This window comes from Bacillus sp. Marseille-P3661 (genome assembly GCF_900240995.1).
Taxonomy (GTDB): domain Bacteria; phylum Bacillota; class Bacilli; order Bacillales; family Bacillaceae_J; genus OESV01.
In genome coordinates this window covers 973,140-992,660 of sequence record NZ_LT965953.1, presented here as the reverse complement: position 1 = coordinate 992,660, position 19,521 = coordinate 973,140, and the positions used below count along the sequence as shown (strand labels likewise).

Genomic DNA, 19,521 nt, shown 5'->3' with positions numbered 1-19,521 from the left:
TAGTTTTCTATTGATTTACTTTAACCATGGTTGGTCGTAATACTCGATCTTTTAATTTATAGCCTTTCTGTAACTCCTCAGTGACAACATTTGAATCAAAGTTCGAATCTTCCACCTGCATAACAGCTTGATGGAAATTAGGGTCAAATTGTTGACCGACCGCTTCAATCACTTCAAGTCCCTCACTCTTTAGGGCATCAGTGATTTGACGGTATATCATTTCCATTCCCTTAAGCAATTGCTTTGCCCCTTCATCTACTGTATCTAAGTGCAATGCTCTTTCAAAATTATCAAGAGCAGGCAGTATGTTTTCTATTAAACTTTGTGCACGATATTTAGCTGCAGATTCTTGATCTAATCGAACTCTGCGACGATAATTGTCAAAATCAGCTTGTAATCTTAAATAACGATTTTGTTTATCTTCTATTTCCTGTTGTAATCTTCTAATCTCAAGTTGCTCATCGGAAAGAGATTCCATTGAGTCTCCCGATTCTGCGTCCTCTCCATTCGAGACAGAATTAGTTTCAGTTTCAGTTTCAGTTTCAGTTTCTGATTCACTTTTAACTATATCTTCGGATGATACTTCCATTTCTTCCGTTTCAATAGATTGCTCTTGTTTTGTATCTGTTTGCGAATAGTTATCATTAACCATTCGTCTCACCTCCCATATCCTAGTCTAATCATCAGCGAGGATACTCCCCACTGATAATGTTTCACTTTATGTAGTGGAAAGCAAAAAACCGCTTTCCACCAATCTTTTCTCTGTTATCAATATGACCATTACTTTTTATTTTGATACAAATAAGAAAGAGCCTTAGTCAAATCTTGAGAGAATATATTTAGCAATGTAATTACTCTTGAATACTCCATTCTCGTTGGTCCTAGTATCGCAATCGATCCCATTGGTTCATTACCAATTGAATAAGTAGCAGTAATAACACTACAATTTTGCATTTCTTTTAATTGATTTTCTTGCCCGATTTTGACATTAATCCCCGCTGCTTTCGATTTGAAAAGATTATATATTACACTTTCTTGTTCAATAATTGAGAGCAGTGATTTAATTTTAGTGATATCGTTAAATTCAGGCTGTGAGAACATGTTAGTTTTTCCACCGTAAAAAACTTGTTCGGACTTTTGAGGGCCGAAAATTTCACTTATTAAAGAGAATACCTGTTCATACTCTTTAAGGTGTTTTTTAAGTACTGTTATAAGTTCTTTTTGTACTTTTTCTTGGAGTTCAATTAAAGAACATCCCTTTAACTGATCATTTAATAAATTAACAAGCTTCTCTAATTCAGAAGGGTCTAAACCTTCAGGTAATGCCAATGTACGATGTTCTACATGTCCAGTATCTGTAACAATGATGGCAACTACATTCTCTCGGTTTAATGGGATGATCTGTAACTGCTTTAATCTTGTTTCTAATAACTCTGGTCCTAAAACAATCGTTGTATAATTCGTAAACTCTGACAATAACTGAGCTGATTTCCTTGCCACCATCTCTAATTCATAAATTTTATCATCAAATAGAGAACGAATGGTTTGAATCTCCTCTTTTTTCAAGGATGATGGTGATAATAAGTGATCTACGTAAAAACGATACCCTTTTTCTGAGGGGACACGCCCTGATGACGTATGTGTTTTCTCGATAAATCCTAACTCTTCTAGGTCAGCCATGTCATTTCGAATGGTAGCAGGACTAAAGGTTATTTCTTCTTTTTTTGCTATAGTTCTTGAACCAACAGCTTGTGCAGATCGAATAAAATCATCAATTATGACTTGTAAGATAAGAAGCTGACGATCCGTTAACATTACATTCATCACCCCTGTTAGCACTCATCACTATTGAGTGCTAATTCTACTATATAAGTTACCAAATGGAAACGTATATTGTCAATAAAAGAGCCCATTTTCCATCAAGGTATTTTTTTAGAATACCCACGTTATCTTGACAATATAAGTCCCCCTTTCAGCTGAACAAATAGCGTACAAATGGGCCTATTGAATAAATGCTTGAAACACTTCATTCCCTAAGTATTTCCCCTGCTGGGATAGGCGAACAAACTCATCAGTTTCGATAAGCAAACCCTTGTTTACTTGCTCTTTTATTTCCTTGCTAAAGATAGAACTTAAATCCTGACCATATTTTTCTTTAAACAATTGTTTCGAAACACCGCTTGATTTTCTTAAACCAAGAAATAATTCTTCTTCCATCTTTTCCCTTGCTGTAACGATGTTTTCTTCAACAAATGGAAAACCGTTTTCTTGAATAAGTGAAATATACTGCTTTAAAGGTCCGGCATTTGCCCGCCGTACACCATGAACATAACTATGAGCTCCAGCACCTAAACCGTAATACTCCTCGTTATTCCAGTATGTCAGATTATGTTTACTTTCGTATCCTAGTTTTGAAAAATTACTAATTTCGTATTGATAAAAGCCATACTCTTCCATGTACTTTAATAGGATTGTATACATTTCCGCCTCTTCTTCTTCAGTAGGCAGTGCTAATTTTCCTTTACGCATTAAATTATAAAAAACAGTTTTAGGCTCAATTTGTAAAGAGTATCCAGAAAAATGCTGTACACCTAAAGTAAAAGCCTGTTTAAGTGTTTTCTCAAAGCTTGAGATTGTTTGACCAGGTAAACTGTAAATTAAATCAACATTGATATTTTCAAAACCCACTTTTTTGGCTAGCTCAATTGTATGAAATACATCCTTTGCTCGGTGTGTTCTACCGATTTTTTCTAAAAGGTTATCATCAAACACTTGAACACCAAAACTCAATCTATTTACACCACGATCATATAAAAGCTGTAGCTTTTCCTGTGATAACCGCCCCGGATTCGCTTCAAAGGTGAATTCAGCCTGAGTCGTAAGTGGTAATAAATATTTATGAATAATCTCCAAGAACTTTTCTAGTTGGTCAATTGATAAAGATGTTGGTGTTCCACCGCCAACAAATATGGTATTAATAGTATCTGTTGGAAACCTACTTAACGTATTTGATAATTCCAACTCAAATGCATCTATATAATCGAATACCGGTTGATTCTTAATAAACACCTTATTAAAATCGCAATAATGACAAATATGTTCGCAAAAAGGGATATGTATATATGCGGCTTTAACCATTACATTCACTTCTTTCCTATTAACCAAAAGGGTTGATGGGCAACCGTAATTTTGCCTTAAGTATAATTTTGAGAAAAAGGGCTGACTGCTCGTCAACCCTTTTCTTTTTTATTTCTTATTATCATCCATTCGTAAAACAGCCATAAACGCTTCTTGTGGTACCTCAACGGAGCCTACTTGTTTCATGCGTTTTTTACCTTCTTTTTGCTTTTCAAGCAATTTGCGCTTACGAGAAATATCTCCACCATAACACTTAGCAAGTACATTCTTTCTCATCGCTTTAATGGATGAACGAGCTACAATTTTATTGCCGACAGCCGCTTGAACAGGTACTTCAAATTGCTGTCTCGGAATAAGCTCTTTTAGTTTTTCAACAATTACTTTACCTCTTTCATAGGCAAAATCTTTGTGAACTATAAATGATAATGCATCTACTTGTTCTCCATTTAACAGAATGTCCATTTTTACAAGTTTTGATTGTTTATAACCAATAAGTTCGTAGTCAAAGGACGCATACCCTTTTGTACTAGACTTTAGGATATCAAAGAAATCATAAACAATTTCGGATAACGGGAGTTCATATTTGATATTAACTCGATTTGCATCTAGGTATTCCATATCAATGAAATTTCCACGTTTATTCTGACATAATTCCATAACAGAACCCACATAATCATTAGGTACCATAACCTGCGCTTTGACATATGGTTCAAAAATCGCCTCAATACTCTGAGGATCCGGCATTTTAGACGGATTTTCAATTGTTAATTCTTCACCGTTTGTTAAATTAACATTGTAGATAACACTTGGTGCTGTTGTTATTAAGTCAATGTTAAACTCCCGTTCAATACGTTCTTGGATTATTTCCATATGCAATAATCCTAAAAAACCACATCGAAATCCAAAGCCAAGAGCTTGTGAGGTTTCCGGTTCATATTGAAGAGATGAATCATTTAATTCAAGCTTTTCTAACGCTTCGCGAAGATCGTTGTAATCCTTTGAGTCAATGGGATATAATCCGCAATAAACCATTGGATTTAATTTCCGATATCCCGGAAGTGGTTCTAGAGCCGGATTTGTAGCACTTGTAATAGTATCCCCAACTCTAGTATCACTAACATTTTTAATAGACGCAGTTAAAAATCCTACATCTCCAACCGTTAATTCTTCCTTAACAGTAGGCTTTGGAGTAAATACACCCACTTCAACAACTTCGAATTCTTTTCCAGTTGCCATCATTCTAATTTTATCACCAATTTTAACCGTGCCGTCAACGATACGTATATACGTTACAATCCCCCGATAAGGATCATATAACGAATCAAAAATTAATGCCTTGAGCGGGGCATCAGGATTACCTGATGGCGGGGGAACTTTTTCAACAATCTGCTCTAAGATTTCCTCAATACCAATACCTGCTTTAGCTGATGCTAGCACAGCCTCGGATGCGTCTAAACCGATTATGTCTTCCACTTCTTGACGAACCCGTTCAGGATCTGCACTCGGCAAATCAATTTTGTTAATAACCGGTAGAATTTCCAGGTCATTATCTAAAGCTAAATATACGTTAGCCAAAGTTTGCGCTTCAATCCCTTGAGCAGCATCGACAACTAAGATCGCACCTTCACATGCAGCTAAACTTCTAGAAACTTCATATGTAAAGTCAACATGTCCGGGAGTATCAATTAAGTGAAAAATGTACTCGTTCCCGTCCTTTGCTTTATATAGTAATTGAACTGAGTTTAATTTTATTGTTATACCGCGTTCTCGTTCTAGATCCATCGCATCAAGGATTTGAGCTTTCATTTCACGTTCAGTTATCGCCTTTGTTTTTTCCAAAATCCGATCTGCTAAAGTTGACTTTCCATGATCGATGTGGGCAATAATTGAAAAATTGCGTATTCGTTTTTGACGTTCATTTCTAGTTTCATTATTCATTCAGCAACACTCCTACTACGTGAGCAAAATTACACTAAAACTCATTATAGCAATATCACTACTAGTATTCAATTATTTGTTAGTTCCTCTATTATTTATTAAAAGGTGAAAAACCATTCTGCATATGAACAGAATGGTATAAAGTACTAATTTATTAATTTTAACAATTGATCAAATGTAATAACAACTAATTTTACTAGCCCTTGAAAAATAGTTGTTAAAAAAGTTGCTAGTTTACTACCCAATGTTGCGAAAAGGTGAAAAGCATTAATCTCCTCTAGTCTTTTTTGTTTTTCTTCCAGGTTATGCGCAGTAAATGCTTCCCCAAGGACGGCAGCTTCAACCTCTCCCGAGTTATTTTTCTTTATATCAAATGCCCCTTGGAATGCAGCATCATTAAAGCCCTTCATACGAAGCAAACCTTCGTTTGCTTCTTGCATTCCAATAAGAACACCGAAAAACAATAAAACGACTAGAAGAAAGCATTTTACCAAAAACTTTGACATAACCTATCACCTTCTTATCCATCCACTTTTTCAGCTTGCCAGTAATATTCACTAAATACCTCAGCAATTGCCTCGGCTGTTCGGTAGACTTCCTCCATTGAGTTTTCTACTCCACCCATTTCAATTAAAATTGCGTTTTCAGATAAATCCTGATTAAATTTACCGTTTGTTCCGCTACCTTGTTTCTTCGTAACCCCACGGCTTAATCCTGGATATTTTTCATCTAAAATATTGTGTAGGTCAGTAGCGAGCTTAAGATTTTGTTCGTATTTTGCGTGTTCTCCGCCGACAATAAAAATAGTACGTGCATAATCCATATTATTTATGTTAGCAGTTGTAATTTCACGTGGCTGTGAATCACGGTGAATATCAATAAAATATTTTAAATCTCCATTATTTTTCATCGCTTGAGCAACAACAGGTCTTGAGGCATCATAGGATTGATGATATTCCATCCCTTTTTCCTGCAGTGTTTCAGTAAAATCTGTTTTTTCGACTTGAGAACCAATACCTTGCTGTTCAAGCTCCTGCGCTAGCTTTTCCGCAACCTTTAAGACATTCACCTCGTGATGGTAAGCTTCATCATCCTTAGTACCTTCACCTAATTGAGGAAGATAGGCTTCTCGTGTATGCGTTGCATATATATATACAACTTTCTTTCCGTTCGTATTCAAACTTGGTGGTGAAACATTTTCTTGCTTGTCCAACTTTTCAAGATTTTCAATTGAAGCCTCCCGCTCTTTCAAGAGCACTTCCATAGGTGGAGAAGATTCATATGGCATATTTGTATAATTTGTCCCCTCACCAGCTACAATAATCTCACCATCAAACAAAGAAAATCCCGGTAATTCTCTACCTAGTAAACTTCGTGGGTCATTGGGATTAATACTTGTTGCCAATTCAAATGCCAACGTACTAAGTTTAATAGGTTCCTTTTTTGAATCTTCGATCGCCTGTGCAAAATAAGGATTTTCAAATGCTAGTATATGGATAAAGGATTCCCCATCCAATTGCTGTGTCCATTGATTAATAGATGATGACGAAATTCTAAATTCGGGTTTAAGAGCTGTTAGCATTCCTGTAATAACAAACATTACCATCATAGAAATGGTCAATAATATAATAGGTCTAATAATCGTCGTGCCGTTAAATGAAACCATCAAGTCTGATGAACGTTTCATTCGCAAAGTCTATCACCCTCTCAAAGCTTGTCTATTATTTTTTATGCCCAAGCTTTGAGAAATAGAACCCTTATAAAAAATTAGAAAAACACGAAATTAGTTCATAATAACAAATTTCAATGTTTTTCTTATAGTGTTGTGGTTTTTCACCTTCCTACTGATGGGTAGCTTTACCAGCAGATTATTACAGAATACTAGTGCGTATAAGCGCCAATATTATCTTGATCTACCTCATTATGTAGTGCAGCATTCAAACCTGCAGAAATTACATTTGCCATATCTTCGATAAATACATCTACTTCCTTTGGTGTTACCATTAAGTTATGTCCTAATGGTGAAAGTACCTCATGAATTAATTTACGTTTCTCATCTTCAGGTAAAGTTCCTATTACACCTAAAAAGGATCGACGTTCCTCTTCATTCGGTAAATCTTCCTCAGTTAACACTTTTTTTTCTCCGAATGTAAGCCCCGCTGGCGCTAAGGATCTACTAGGCCGATTTCCTTCTCTCATTTCACGTCCAAAATGCTTTAAGATAAAATCAATCGTATCACTTGTTATCGATACAGCATCAACTACTGTAGGAATACCTATTGCTATTACAGGTATACCCAATGTTTCTTTACTTAATTCTTTTCGTTTATTTCCTACCCCTGAACCAGGATGAATTCCTGTATCTGAAATTTGAATGGTTGCGTTTACTCTTTCGATAGAGCGAGCAGCAAGAGCATCGATTGCTATAACAAAATCTGGTTTTGTTTTTTCAATGACACCATGGATAATATCACTAGTTTCGATACCTGTGATACCCATTACCCCTGGAGTAAGGGCACTAACAGAGCGAAAACCCTCTTGGACCGATTCAGGCTGTAGCGTAAAAAGATGTTTCGTTATTAATAGATTTTCCACTGCCATCGGTCCTAATGCATCTGGTGTAACATTCCAATTTCCTAGCCCAACTACTAGACAGCTGTCTTCATTTTTAATGCCTATTTGTTTCATAAACTCACTAAATTCTTTTGCAAATACTTTTTCAACTTCTTGCTGTAACTCTGTATCTTGTTGGCGTATTCCTTGTACTTCTAGTGTTAAATAATTACCAGCTTTTTTCCCTATAGCTTGTGCTCCTGTTTCTGTTATTTCAACTTTTGTAATGTTGACATTACCTGAAACCCGATCTTTTATCACAACTCCTTCTATCGAGGATGGTTGAACAGTTTCTTGTTGATTATTTTGTTCGACCACCATTTCATGTGCTTCAATAGCTAAGTCTGTTCGAACGTTATATTTAGATAAATCAAGTGATTGACCCATATATACTCCCTCCATTTTGAAAAAGCTGTTAAAATTTAGCTTTTCCTTTTCTCCAATAAACATGCATATTTCTTTAGCGAAATTAATAACAGACCTATTGCAATCCATGAATGATTTTGATAAAATACTGTATGTTCTATGTATAGCCTATCGGCTTTTCAGGAGGTGAAAGGAATGCCAAATATTAAATCTGCTATTAAACGCGTAAATGTAAGTGAATCACGTCGTGCTCAAAACATTTCTGTTAAATCTGACATGCGTACAGCTATCAAAAAGGTTGAAACGCTTGTTGTTAATAACGATGTAGAAAACGCTAAGAGCGCTTATATTACTGCTGCTCAAAAGCTTGATAAAGCTGCTCGTAAAGGTCTTATCCATAAAAATGCTGCAGCTCGTCAAAAATCTCGTTTAGCAAAAAAGTTAAATGAAGTTAACGCATAATACTTACGGACTCTATTAATAAATAGATTTCTTAGTAAAGAACGAAGGCCCCCATGGGAGCCTTCGTTTTCTATTTACTATTTAATCCGATAATGAACAGCTCTATAAGCAACTTTTTATCCATCCTACCTGTCTTCATTTTATAATCTATCTCAGCTAGTTGATTCATAATACCTACCAATTCTTCTTCAGGAAACTTTTCAGCTTGTAAACTTGCTAACTTTACACGGTATGGATGCACTTTTAAATAAGTCCCCGTCTGATTTTGACCATACCCTCTTTTAAATAATTCCTTTACTTGGTATATCAAGCGAAATTGCTGTGCTAGCAAAGATAAAATTTTTATCGGTTCCTCTTTTTGTTCTAACAAATCATAAAAATAAGTTAAAGCATCGGCAGTTCTTCTTTTTACAATCATATCTATTAATGAAAAAATATTTTGTTCCAACGTCCGTGGAACTAACTTTTGTACAGTTGATTCGCCAATTTCTGAATCATTTCCGATATAAAGAACTAACTTATCTACTTCATTGGCTAGTAACATCAGGTTTGGTCCTACTAATTTCATTAAAAACTGAACAGCACTATCAGAAATAAGTTTTTGTGAGCGTCCAACTCTATCAACTATCCACTTTTGAATACTTCTTTCATCCATTACTTCTGCATGTAAGACCTCACCATTTTTTTTTAACAATTTAACAATTTTTCGCCGTTCATCTAATTTTTCATACAAACCAACGAATATGACAACACTATCAGGCGAGGGATTTTCTAGATATTGTTCCAATTTTTTCAGATCATGTGTTATTTTACTTTTTTCCTTTTGCCCGGTTAGAAAGATCGGATCTCTTACAATTACTATTTTCCGTTCGCCCATGAAAGGAAGTGTTTCAGCATCCTCCATAGCAATATCAACCGGAACATCATTCATATCAAAAATAGATAGATTAAACTCTTGTTCACTCGGCTCTAGGGTTTCCTGAATTAATAACTTCAAGGTTTCATCAATCAGAAACTCTTCCGTTCCATATAATAAATATAAATTAGCAATGTTTTTATTTTTAATCTTCTTATGTAACTCATCAATCACGGACACTTTTGTTCACCTCTGGGATTATACTATGTATATCCCTATGCTAGACCGTTCTTTTCTTTTTGACAAGTATATGTCATTATTAATGGGAGGAATTGATTTACAACTCCTCCCTTTATAATAAACGTTGAATACTAAGTCCCGGGTTGCTTAATACTCAACGATTGTAGCTGTAATCTTATAATGTGTTTTAAATGAAAAAAGTATAGATGACAACTCTTGTCAATTGTGGAAACAAACAAGATTTAACGTATGGATTTTTTTTTAATCTTGTCTTATACTAAAAGTGGCAATAGGAGGGATTCAAATGAACGAATTTGAAAAAAATGTACAAAGTAAACGTAATGATGCCGTAGATTCTGCAGTAGGTTTTATCTGTTCTTTTGGTTTTTTTGCAGTAATTTTTATTGTTGCAACAATTATTAGCTTTGTAGGCTAACCAAAGCAACTGTTACAGATCAGCCCAAAAGGGATTATTCTTAGGCTCAGGAATTTTACGCCTTAAACTTAAGATTTAATACATAATGGGCTGGATTTTTAGCACCAAATTTTACTAGAAAAGGACTGCACTACTTTTGCAGTCTTTTTTATTTTTAGGCATTTATTTATAATGGTACTGTCTCTACCTTTAGCTACCTTATATCATCATTGTATGGGAACATCCACTTAAACGTTCCTTTATTAACGATAAATTTATAAGTAATCGTGCCATGTTGATCAGTTCTAAGCACTCGAATACGATTTTTTAATAATAAAGAGATAACCTCATTATGCGGGTGTCCAAAGCGATTTGACTTTCCAACTGAAATTAATGCTAACTTTGGCTTTAATGTTTCTAACAATTGGGCCGAGGTAGATGTTTTACTACCGTGATGGCCTATTTTTAGAATGTCTGCTCTAAGCTTTGGAAATCTATCAAGAAGTTGTTGTTCACCTTCCAATTCTAAATCGCCTGTAAATAGCCATTTGTATCCACCTAGTATAGAATATAATACTATTGATCGGTTATTTTCACTTTCTTCCCCACCGCTAGGGCCTAATACATAAAACTTATATTTATCTATGCTCCATTTGTCACCAGCTTTTACCTTTGTTATTGGTATCTTTTTCTTAATTGCCTCAGTATAAACCTCATCAGCTGCTTCATCTTCAGTTTTACCCTCTCCAACAACAAGCTCATGGACGTTCACACTGCTTTGTAGGATAGCTAACGCACCACCGATATGGTCTAGATCACCATGTGTAATGATTAATTTATCTAGGGAGCGAATACCTTTCGCTTTCAGATATGGTACAATAACGTCCCGCCCAACATTAGATTCAACCTCCCTTTGTTCCCATTTCTCTTTGTTAAAATTTAGTGTCCCTCCTGTATCGATTAAGTAAACAGCTTTGCGGTACGGAAGTTCAATTAAAATACTATCACCTTGACCAACGTCAATCATTGTTATATATCCTGAATTTGATAGATAAGGCAAACCACTATGAACTAACAAAGTCGTCACCAGCATGCCGATGGATAAGATTAATTTAGATCTCTGTTCCCATGTTTTGAATAAAAAAATAATCGCAGCGCAGTATGCTAGCACGATCCATAGCGGAGGTCTGCCAAATGTCAATGTTAAAGTGAAAGAAGAATAAGCATACTCAAGCAGAAAATAGATAAAACTTAACAATTTTGACAGCAAATATCCCAAAACAACCCCTAAGGGTTCAAATAGCAGATAACTAAAATAAGATAAAAAGGATAGGGGAAGAATTACAACGGAAACAAGAGGTACCATAAAAACGTTTAACGGCAAGCTTAGAATGGAGATCTCATAAAAATAATAATACATAATTGGCAACGAGCTTATTTGTGCAATAGATGTGACAATCAGAACCTGAACAAACCGATTTTTATAATGGCTTAGGATACTTTGCGAAGAAACAATTAATGAAAAGCTCACTAAAAACGAAAGCTGAAAACCAACATCCGTAACATAGTAGGGGTTAAAAAAGAGCATTAATAAATAAGCTATGCTTAATGCATCAATCGGAACAATTACTGCACTAAATCTTAGCGACAATAACACAAACATAGTGACCAGACATGCCCTTATCACAGAGGGCGCTGCTCCAGAAATCACCATATATATTGGTAACATCAAAATAAGAATTAAAAATGATTTTTCTCTGGAGATCCCAACTCTAATTAAACAATAAAAAACTACAGTGATGATCAAGCTAACATGTAAACCTGAAATAGCCAATAAGTGAATGATACCAAATGCTTGGAAATGCATTTCCACACTACGACTTATTTCACTTCTTTCACCAAATATTAAAGCTTGGACAATACCGATTGATATTTCTGGGAAGTTTTGTTTAATAAATTCTAGTTGAGAGGTACGCCATCTTTCTAAGGCGTAATGATGTAATGTTGGAGTCACACAACTTGTTAATGCTGATTCTACAGGAGATAAAACCCAATGAATGTGCCGCTTATACAAATAGTGTAAATAATTGAATGCATATTCATTGGTAGCTTTGCTCGGAACATTCAGGCTACCTTTCAATTTACAATCCATTCCAACCTTTAGCTTGCTTAGAGAATCCTTCTCAGTTTGCGTTTTAGTATAGTAAAACAATTGAACTTTCTCATTAGAAGATAATTTATAAATGAAAGATATCTGATTGCCGTCTATTTTGGGTGGACTGGCTATTTCACCAGTAAAAGTTGATTCTTCACCTGTTAACGATGTTTGATTGTTTTTATCGATCCATTTGGATGTAACAGAAAATATACAAAATATCAATATACAAAGAAATAATAATTTGAGATTATTGCCTTTAAAGATAAGCCAAATTACAAACATTAACAAACATATTAGGATTAATAAATTATAATTTCCAAAGGTAGCCGTAATCCCAAGGGTAGAAGCAATCGCTAGGTAAATCCAATTCCCCTTCAATCAGGCCACCCCTTTTGAATCTTACAAATAACTAGTAAACAGCTTATTTGCCTTTTCGTGTAATTTGCGCACTTCATTTTCATTTACTCCCGCCTCTAATAGCTGTTTAATTAACTCGGCAACAAATGATAATTTTTCATTATTTTTAGTATCGATGATCATTTCTTCAAGCTCAACCTGCTCGACTTTTACATTTGCATTATTCAGAAGTTCAATTGCATACGGGTGATTTTTATAGTCTTCCGCGTAATAAACAGCTTTTATACCACTTTGAATTATAGCTTTGGTGCAATGAATGCACGGGAAATGTGTTACATAAATCTCTGCGCCATCGGTAGGTACACCAAATTTTGCACATTGAAGTAACGCATTTACTTCTGCATGTATCGTCCGAACACAGTGATTATCAATTACATAACAACCTTCATCTATACAATGCACCCCACCAGTAACGGAACCATTATACCCTCCCGCAATAATTCGTTTGTCTCTCACAATTGTTGCACCCACCTGTAAGCGAGTACAAGTACTTCGTAATGCTAATAAATGACTTTGTGCCATAAAATACTGATCCCAAGATATTCGTTCCATACTATTCGCCCCCTTAGATTAACCACTTTATTAGTTTAGCTGTTCTTTTTCACAAACGTCAATTCATATTATATAAAAAACGAAATATACAGTGATTAAGTCCAGAATTTTTTCTAATGATTTTTCTCCTATTCCAGATATATTTAATAAGTCATTACTATTTTTAAATGGACCATGTTCTTCACGGTAGTTAATGATACTTGTTGCTTTAGCCGGGCCTATACCAGGTAGCTGTTGTAATTGGTCACTCGTCGCACTGTTGATGTTTATTTTCCCATCGTGATGTTCATTAGCTGTTTCCAATTGCTGAAAAAAAGGGTCATGCTCTTCCCCGATCGCTGGCACGTAAATAACCATTTCATCTTTTACGCGGGCAGCTAAATTGATCCGAGCTTGGTCTGCCTCGGCAGTAAAACCACCTGCTAATTCTATAGCATCATATATTCTTTTGTTTGATTCAATACTATACACATCAGGTTTTTGGACAGAGCCTTTTACATCGACATAGACTTGCTCGGGTTCAACTGGTTGTAGATCCTCCCCCAACTCTTCTTTTGCATCTTGCTCTTGTTGTAAACCCTTAAATTCATTAAGTTCATTCTCAAGCACTAACGCGGTATCCTCCTTATCCTTCTTATCCACCGTGTTATTAATGAACAATAATGCACCTAAAAAAATAAAGCAAAGTAAAAAGCCAGTTACTACTTTTGGATTTTTCTGAAAAACCTTCAGTATTTCCATGTCTGCACCCTTCCTATATATTTCCATATAATAAAAGCATAATTCTTCATTACCAGTCATACGCATTAATAGAGAATGTGATTGGAAGGAGGGGAATAGTCTGTGAATATTGGTATAATTGGTACAGGGAATATGGGAAAAATCTTAATTGATGCATTCATAAATTCAAATGCCATTAGTGAAAATAAATTAACTGTAGTGAATCGAACAAGAGCTAAAGCAGAAAAACTTAAGTGTAAATATCCACATATTCAAGTGGTTAACACTCCCGAAGAGGTTGTAAATAATGCCGAATATATATTTTTATGCGTTAAACCGCTTGAAATCCACCCCCTTTTAAAAAATCTGAACTCGGAAATCAAAGAAAATCAATGTATTATCTCAATTACAAGTCCAATTAGCGTTAGACAATTAGAGTCCATTTTATCTTGCTCTGTTGTACGTGCAATTCCAAGTATTAATAATCGAGTTTTAAGCGGGACATCCTTATTAACCTTTGGAAATAATTGTAGTGACCATCATCGAGAACAAATTGAGAGACTTATGGAGAAAATATCGACACCTGTTATTATTGAAGAAAGCATTACAAGGATTGCATCTGATATCACTAGTTGCGGCCCGGCATTTTTCACTTATCTTCTTAGACAGTTTATTGAATCAGCAATAGAGGAAACAGAGATTTCTAGGGAGCAAGCCACACTTTTAGCAACTAAAATGTTGATCGGCATGGGACAATTAATTGAAAAAGAAGTTTTTACTCTCGAAACATTACAAGAAAAAGTTTGTGTTAAAGGTGGAATAACCGGGGAAGGTATCAAAGTGCTTGAAAGAGAAGTAGGTGATATGTTCAACCAGCTAATTCAAAGCACACATTCCAAATATGAACATGAAAAAGAAAAAATTTATGAACAATTTGGCATAAATACTTAATTCTATAAAGTTTAGCAATCACCTTCATTGTCACAATAATTTCACAAAAAAGCCGAGGTAATTTACCCTCGGCTTTTTCATTCCGTTTTTTTAGCAGTAAAAAAAATACGTTCACTCGCTTCACTCGGATTTTCATCCTTAAAATCGGCAGTTATTTCTAGAATTTCAAATCCTACTTGGCTTAACATTTGAACATATTGATCAATCGAAAATGTCCGTTGAAAATGTACTTCATCAAATCGTTCATATAAATAATCATCGCACTGGACAAAAAAGGATAATTCATGTTCAACTGAATTCGCTGTTTCACCTTGATAACAGTTCCAAATATAACTAATCTCTTCATCGTTACGAGCATAAGTCTGTCCAATAAAAATATCGTTTATTTTATATATAGAATGCACATCAAACAAAATAAGGCCTTGTGGTGATAATTGCTTGTAAATGGTCGTAAATGTTTGTAATACATCCTCTTCTGTTTGAAGATAATTGAGCGAATCGCAGAATATGCCAATACAATCAAATGACTGAAAGCCAGCCAATTCACGCATATCTTGCTGAAAAAACGTAATATTAGCGCGAGCAACGCTTGCCTTTTCTTGAGCAATTGTTAACATCTCATCTGAAAGGTCAACTCCAGTTACCTCATAGCCTTGAAGAGCTAAAGGAATAGAAATAGTACCTGTCCCACAACCGAGGTCAAGTAATCGTTTTCCACCATTACCATATTGAGCCACTTTTTGATCAATATAGTTTAACCATGATTCATAAGGTACATCCTCCATTAAGGTATCATATAGCATTGCAAAATAATTGTAAGACATATTCTGTTCTCCTTGCTCCACAATGTTTATAGGCGTTTGTTAGTTTAATATTTCTTGAATATTAACTCGAGGTGCATCTCCCCATAAACGCTCTAAATTATAATAAATTCGTTCATCTCGGTGGAAAACGTGAACGATGACATCACCTAAATCAATTAAAACCCAACGAGCCTCTTCAAAGCCTTCCAGCCGTCTAATATCGATACCTGTTTCATTTGCTTTATCTTTCACTTCTCGCGCAATGGCTTGCACCTGTTTTTCCGAATTCCCATGGCAGATGATGAAATAATCAGCAACAAGTGAAACACCCTTCATATCTAAAATTGTTAATTCTTCTGCTTTTTTATCATCTGCTGCTTTGGCTGCAATTGATACTATATCCTTTTCACTCATTCAGTTAAATTCCTCCTTTTAATTTTTTGCATAGTGCATTATATGTTGTTAACGTATCGGGATATACGAGCTGATTTTTATCCAATAGGAATTTTATCGTATTTTTTAGCGCTAAAACCACTGCAGCATCTAAATCTTTAAAAGCGAGTTCTCTAGCCTCATCAACACCAGGAAAATTCCTGCCTGGTTCTATATAATCAGCCAAAAATACAATCTTGTCTAGAAGCGACATATTTTTATTACCCGTTGTATGAAATCTAATAGCTTGTAAAATATCATCATCTTCAATCCCGATTTCTTTTTGTACGAGGAAGGCACCAACTGGAGCATGCCATAATTCTGAGTGATACTCTACCAACTCTTTAGGCATAGCTTGCTCCAATATAATCATTCTCATTTCATCCTTTGGGCGAAATTTAGCATAATCATGAAATATTGCTGCCAGTTCTGCTTTTTTTAGATCAGCTCCATACTTTTCTGCTAAATTTACAGCGGTTTCCATTACACCTAAGGTATGATTATACCGTTTTTCGGTCAGCTGTTTTTTTACTAACTCTAAAGCTTTATCTCGCTCCATATAAACTTTTCTCCTCAATATATTGTCGTACATCTTCGGGTAAAAAGTATCTTGTGTTTAAGTTGTTTTCAAAACGAAATCTAAGGTCAGAAGATGAGATATCCAATAGTGGAATTTCAACTTCTAGTAAATTATATTTAGTCTCTACTTTATAGTTTGGACGTTTAACACCTACAAAAGAAATTTTATCTACTAACTCTTCAATTCGATGCCACTTCGGTAAATATTCAACCATGTCTGCACCAATGATAAAATAAAATTGATGCTGCGGATATATCTCATTTAATAAAGTAATTGTGTCATATGTATAAGATGGTCCCACCCGGTCAAACTCTATTGTGTTAATTAAAAAATTAGGATTTCCAGCAATTGCTCTATTTACCATTTCTATTCGATCAAGCCCATCAGTGTTGGTACCATCCTTATGTGGCGGAACATTTGTCGGTATGAACCAAATCTGATCAAGTTTCAAATTAGTGAGTACTTCTTGGGCAATCATCAAATGTCCATAGTGTGGGGGATCAAACGTACCACCTAATAGCCCCACCTTCATCTCTGCACCACACCTTCATATTTATGGAAGTAAAATCTGTTTATTTTCCTTTGATTCCTTATAAAGAACAATAATATTACCAATCATTTGGACAAGTTCTGCATCTGCCCCGCTTGCCAATTCTTGGGCAACTTCAGTCTTATCAAATTCGCAATTTTGTAGTACGCTAATTTTCATAAGTTCCCGTGCTTCTAGAGCATCTTTAATTTGCTTAATCATATTTTCACTTACTCCGCCTTTTCCAACTTGAAAAATTGGATTAAGGTGATGTGCTTTCGAACGCAAAAAACGTTTTTGTTTTCCAGTTAACATTTTGAACCTCCAAGTCGGTTTATAACTACTTCTTCCATTCTCATAAAATCTGGCTTTTCACCTGTCCAAAGTTCAAAGGCTAGTGCACCTTGGCCTACAAGCATTCCTACACCACCCTGGGTAATCGCCCCTAAACTAGCACCCATTCGCAACCATTTGGTTTCTATTGGGTTATAGATAATATCACTTAATATGGTACCACGTTTCAAATTTGTTAATTCTAACGGGATATCATCAATATTTGGACTCATTCCAACAGATGTTGTATTAATAATGATATCATATCTTTCCAAGGAAGCCTCTGCTTCTTTCATTGAGATTGCATGTGATTCTGCTGTGTTCGTAACAGAAATTAATTGTTTTGCCTTTTGTATAGTTCGGTTTGCAATGTCCACTCGGGCTACCCCTATATTTGCTAATGTAACAAATATCGCTCTTGCAGCACCGCCTGCACCTATAATAAGAACGCTTTTTGGCTGTATCTCAGTACCTGTTAACCGTTGTAGGGATAACACCAACCCTTTTCCGTCCGTATTATATCCTATAAGCCTGCCGTTATCGTTAACAACCGTATTAACAGCACCAATTTTTTTCGCTTCTTCATTTACCTCATCTAAATACTTCATGATGTCTACTTTATGCGGAATAGTAACGTTAAACCCAGCTATCCCTAGCGCTCGCATTCCCTCAATTGCTTTTTCTAATTGAGCTGGTTCTACATCAAAAGCTTGATAATAACAATCAAACCCTAATTGTGAAAACTGGTCATTGTGCATAGCTGGTGACATTGAATGCCCAATTGGATGGCCGATCACTCCATATAATTTCCCCATACCTTCACCTCATTTAATTTTTTTATATTTATACTTAGCATCCGTGTTTGTTAACAAGAACCTAACACTGGTTCCCCACCATAACCGTTAAATACTTATATTAATGATTGTCTGATCGTAACGCCAACACCTTTTGGAACATGGGCTACAATCTTTGCGCCCGCTTCATTACAAGTTATCCATCCTAGTCCATGAAAAACCACATCTGTTTTTTCTTGTTTTATAGTAAATTCATGTTTCTCAAATTCAGGTAACTCCTTGGCATTATCTTTGAATGGTGGAGATAATAATTCCCCCAAATGTTCGATATATAGTTGATCTGCCTTTTCCAACTTTGTACGATGAATATTTAATTCATTAGATACATAGCAGGTGAAAGAACTTCTGCCACCACTGACGTAATCAAACCTTGCTAGTCCCCCAAAAAATAGTGTTTGTCCTTCATTAACTTGGAAACTCCTTGGTTTAATCTCCTTCTTAGGAGAAATAACCTTAAGCCCCTTTGCATCAACATAATGTGCCATTTGATGATGATTTATGATACCCGGTGTATCAAATAAAGAGGATCCATCATCCAACGGAATATCAATTAAATCTAATGTTGTCCCAGGAAATTGAGATGTTGTAATTACATCTTCTTCACCAGTAAATTCTTTAATTATTCTATTAATGAAAGTAGACTTCCCAACATTTGTACTTCCAACCACATATACATCTTTATTGTCTCGTATAGAATCAATTTCAGCAGCTAGTTCCTTCACTCCTTCACCTTTTGCAGCACTAATTAAATATATACCACTCGCCTTTAGACCTAGTTCCTTAGCAGAATGCTGCATCCAATTGACTAACTTTGTTCTCTTTACAGACTTCGGTAATAAATCAACCTTATTCCCAACCAATATTACCTTGTTATTTCCAACAAAACGGTGTAGACCAGGCAACCAACTACCATTAAAGTCAAAAATATCAACAAGTTTTACAACCAACCCTTCCGATGAGCCTATTCCATTCAATATTTTTAAAAAGTCATCATCCGTCAGTGACACGTCTTGGATTTCATTATAATTTTTCAAACGAAAACAGCGTTGGCATATGACAATCTCTCTACTTAAGGTTGACGGAGGAGCATAACCTAACTGATCTTTGTTTTCAGTTTGTAATTTTACCCCACATCCTGAACAATTTAATACTTGATTCTCCACA

21 protein-coding genes are annotated in these 19,521 nt (G+C 35.3%); 3 read left to right on the top strand and 18 right to left on the bottom strand.

The genetic code is table 11. The features are described 5' to 3' along the window. Positions 1–7: 7 nt before the first annotated feature. The 7 genes from grpE to gpr form a co-directional block, all read right to left on the bottom strand. On the bottom strand, positions 8–589 hold the full coding sequence (gene grpE, locus C1724_RS04545) for a nucleotide exchange factor GrpE (protein WP_142386544.1): 582 nt from the start codon (positions 587–589) through the stop codon (positions 8–10). A gap of 191 nt (positions 590–780) precedes the next feature. Then, positions 781–1,815 (bottom strand): heat-inducible transcriptional repressor HrcA, encoded by a 1,035-nt coding sequence (gene hrcA, locus C1724_RS04540; RefSeq protein ID WP_102345537.1) that lies wholly within the window; start codon positions 1,813–1,815, stop codon positions 781–783. 186 nt (positions 1,816–2,001) lie between these two features. Then, positions 2,002–3,138: a radical SAM family heme chaperone HemW gene (gene hemW / locus C1724_RS04535; protein ID WP_102345536.1), complete on the bottom strand. Its 1,137-nt coding sequence runs from the start codon at positions 3,136–3,138 to the stop codon at positions 2,002–2,004. Between the two features lie 108 nt (positions 3,139–3,246). Further along, on the bottom strand, positions 3,247–5,076 hold the full coding sequence (gene lepA, locus C1724_RS04530; RefSeq protein ID WP_102345535.1) for a translation elongation factor 4: 1,830 nt from the start codon (positions 5,074–5,076) through the stop codon (positions 3,247–3,249). 146 nt (positions 5,077–5,222) lie between these two features. Further along, positions 5,223–5,582, bottom strand: a complete 360-nt coding sequence (locus tag C1724_RS04525; RefSeq protein WP_102345534.1) for a YqxA family protein — start codon at positions 5,580–5,582, stop codon at positions 5,223–5,225. A gap of 14 nt (positions 5,583–5,596) precedes the next feature. After that, positions 5,597–6,769 carry a stage II sporulation protein P gene (gene spoIIP / locus C1724_RS04520; protein ID WP_102345533.1) on the bottom strand — a complete coding sequence of 391 codons (1,173 nt, stop codon included), beginning with the start codon at positions 6,767–6,769 and terminating at the stop codon, positions 5,597–5,599. Positions 6,770–6,957: 188 nt separating this feature from the next. Next, positions 6,958–8,076, bottom strand: a complete 1,119-nt coding sequence (gene gpr, locus C1724_RS04515) for a GPR endopeptidase (RefSeq protein WP_102345532.1) — start codon at positions 8,074–8,076, stop codon at positions 6,958–6,960. A 174-nt stretch (positions 8,077–8,250) separates the two neighbouring features. Between gpr and rpsT the strand changes: the two genes are divergently transcribed. After that, positions 8,251–8,517, top strand: coding sequence for a 30S ribosomal protein S20 (gene rpsT / locus C1724_RS04510; protein ID WP_102345531.1), 267 nt, complete (start codon positions 8,251–8,253; stop codon positions 8,515–8,517). Between the two features lie 70 nt (positions 8,518–8,587). Here the strand turns inward: rpsT and holA are convergent, their stop codons facing one another. Next, positions 8,588–9,613: a DNA polymerase III subunit delta gene (gene holA / locus C1724_RS04505; protein ID WP_308410487.1), complete on the bottom strand. Its 1,026-nt coding sequence runs from the start codon at positions 9,611–9,613 to the stop codon at positions 8,588–8,590. Between the two features lie 304 nt (positions 9,614–9,917). Here holA and C1724_RS04500 point away from each other — a divergent pair, with 304 nt between their 5' ends. Beyond that, positions 9,918–10,049: a YqzM family protein gene (locus tag C1724_RS04500; RefSeq protein ID WP_102345530.1), complete on the top strand. Its 132-nt coding sequence runs from the start codon at positions 9,918–9,920 to the stop codon at positions 10,047–10,049. Positions 10,050–10,242: 193 nt separating this feature from the next. Here C1724_RS04500 and C1724_RS04495 read toward each other — a convergent pair whose 3' ends face one another. The 3 genes from C1724_RS04495 to C1724_RS04485 all read right to left on the bottom strand — a co-directional run bounded on the left by C1724_RS04495 (position 10,243) and on the right by C1724_RS04485 (position 13,896). Next, positions 10,243–12,564, bottom strand: a complete 2,322-nt coding sequence (locus C1724_RS04495; RefSeq protein WP_102345529.1) for a DNA internalization-related competence protein ComEC/Rec2 — start codon at positions 12,562–12,564, stop codon at positions 10,243–10,245. Positions 12,565–12,585: 21 nt separating this feature from the next. Then, positions 12,586–13,155, bottom strand: a complete 570-nt coding sequence (locus C1724_RS04490) for a ComE operon protein 2 (protein ID WP_102345528.1) — start codon at positions 13,153–13,155, stop codon at positions 12,586–12,588. A gap of 63 nt (positions 13,156–13,218) precedes the next feature. Continuing rightward, positions 13,219–13,896 (bottom strand): helix-hairpin-helix domain-containing protein, encoded by a 678-nt coding sequence (locus tag C1724_RS04485; protein ID WP_102345527.1) that lies wholly within the window; start codon positions 13,894–13,896, stop codon positions 13,219–13,221. A gap of 102 nt (positions 13,897–13,998) precedes the next feature. On the opposite strand from C1724_RS04485, the gene comER reads away from it, so the two are divergent. Further along, on the top strand, positions 13,999–14,826 hold the full coding sequence (gene comER, locus C1724_RS04480) for a late competence protein ComER (protein WP_102345526.1): 828 nt from the start codon (positions 13,999–14,001) through the stop codon (positions 14,824–14,826). A 77-nt stretch (positions 14,827–14,903) separates the two neighbouring features. Here comER and C1724_RS04475 read toward each other — a convergent pair whose 3' ends face one another. The 7 genes from C1724_RS04475 to yqeH all read right to left on the bottom strand — a co-directional run bounded on the left by C1724_RS04475 (position 14,904) and on the right by yqeH (position 19,520). Next, complete coding sequence (locus C1724_RS04475; RefSeq protein ID WP_102345525.1) at positions 14,904–15,650, bottom strand: class I SAM-dependent DNA methyltransferase; 747 nt, start codon at positions 15,648–15,650, stop codon at positions 14,904–14,906. Positions 15,651–15,689: 39 nt separating this feature from the next. Further along, the gene (rsfS, locus tag C1724_RS04470) at positions 15,690–16,043 is read right to left on the bottom strand and encodes a ribosome silencing factor (protein WP_102345524.1); all 354 of its coding nucleotides are present in this window, start codon (positions 16,041–16,043) and stop codon (positions 15,690–15,692) included. Between the two features lie 4 nt (positions 16,044–16,047). Beyond that, complete coding sequence (gene yqeK / locus C1724_RS04465) at positions 16,048–16,620, bottom strand: bis(5'-nucleosyl)-tetraphosphatase (symmetrical) YqeK (RefSeq protein ID WP_102345523.1); 573 nt, start codon at positions 16,618–16,620, stop codon at positions 16,048–16,050. Further along, complete coding sequence (locus tag C1724_RS04460; RefSeq protein ID WP_102345522.1) at positions 16,607–17,173, bottom strand: nicotinate-nucleotide adenylyltransferase; 567 nt, start codon at positions 17,171–17,173, stop codon at positions 16,607–16,609. The genes yqeK and C1724_RS04460 overlap by 14 nt, the downstream gene beginning before the upstream one ends. A 21-nt stretch (positions 17,174–17,194) precedes the next feature. After that, positions 17,195–17,485 carry a ribosome assembly RNA-binding protein YhbY gene (gene yhbY / locus C1724_RS04455; RefSeq protein ID WP_102345521.1) on the bottom strand — a complete coding sequence of 97 codons (291 nt, stop codon included), beginning with the start codon at positions 17,483–17,485 and terminating at the stop codon, positions 17,195–17,197. Beyond that, a complete protein-coding gene (aroE, locus tag C1724_RS04450; protein WP_102345520.1) occupies positions 17,479–18,318 on the bottom strand; it encodes a shikimate dehydrogenase in 840 nt (279 codons plus the stop codon). The genes yhbY and aroE overlap by 7 nt, the downstream gene beginning before the upstream one ends. A gap of 95 nt (positions 18,319–18,413) precedes the next feature. Next, positions 18,414–19,520 carry a ribosome biogenesis GTPase YqeH gene (gene yqeH, locus C1724_RS04445; RefSeq protein WP_102345519.1) on the bottom strand — a complete coding sequence of 369 codons (1,107 nt, stop codon included), beginning with the start codon at positions 19,518–19,520 and terminating at the stop codon, positions 18,414–18,416. Position 19,521 lies beyond the last annotated feature (1 nt).

Bases quoted from the DNA above. Each gene is read 5' to 3' on its own strand.
- hrcA (WP_102345537.1), bottom strand. From the start codon at position 1,815: ATGTTAACGGATCGTCAGCTTCTTATCTTACAAGTCATAATTGATGAT.
- yhbY (WP_102345521.1), bottom strand. From the start codon at position 17,485: ATGTTAACTGGAAAACAAAAACGTTTTTTGCGTTCGAAAGCACATCAC.
- C1724_RS04525 (WP_102345534.1), bottom strand. From the start codon at position 5,582: ATGTCAAAGTTTTTGGTAAAATGCTTTCTTCTAGTCGTTTTATTGTTT.
- hemW (WP_102345536.1), bottom strand. From the start codon at position 3,138: ATGGTTAAAGCCGCATATATACATATCCCTTTTTGCGAACATATTTGT.
- grpE (WP_142386544.1), bottom strand. From the start codon at position 589: ATGGAAGTATCATCCGAAGATATAGTTAAAAGTGAATCAGAAACTGAA.
- lepA (WP_102345535.1), bottom strand. From the start codon at position 5,076: ATGAATAATGAAACTAGAAATGAACGTCAAAAACGAATACGCAATTTT.
- C1724_RS04490 (WP_102345528.1), bottom strand. From the start codon at position 13,155: ATGGAACGAATATCTTGGGATCAGTATTTTATGGCACAAAGTCATTTA.
- C1724_RS04500 (WP_102345530.1), top strand. From the start codon at position 9,918: ATGAACGAATTTGAAAAAAATGTACAAAGTAAACGTAATGATGCCGTA.
- yqeK (WP_102345523.1), bottom strand. From the start codon at position 16,620: ATGGAGCGAGATAAAGCTTTAGAGTTAGTAAAAAAACAGCTGACCGAA.
- C1724_RS04475 (WP_102345525.1), bottom strand. From the start codon at position 15,650: ATGTCTTACAATTATTTTGCAATGCTATATGATACCTTAATGGAGGAT.
- rsfS (WP_102345524.1), bottom strand. From the start codon at position 16,043: ATGAGTGAAAAGGATATAGTATCAATTGCAGCCAAAGCAGCAGATGAT.
- aroE (WP_102345520.1), bottom strand. From the start codon at position 18,318: ATGGGGAAATTATATGGAGTGATCGGCCATCCAATTGGGCATTCAATG.
- rpsT (WP_102345531.1), top strand. From the start codon at position 8,251: ATGCCAAATATTAAATCTGCTATTAAACGCGTAAATGTAAGTGAATCA.
- C1724_RS04460 (WP_102345522.1), bottom strand. From the start codon at position 17,173: ATGAAGGTGGGGCTATTAGGTGGTACGTTTGATCCCCCACACTATGGA.
- C1724_RS04485 (WP_102345527.1), bottom strand. From the start codon at position 13,896: ATGGAAATACTGAAGGTTTTTCAGAAAAATCCAAAAGTAGTAACTGGC.
- gpr (WP_102345532.1), bottom strand. From the start codon at position 8,076: ATGGGTCAATCACTTGATTTATCTAAATATAACGTTCGAACAGACTTA.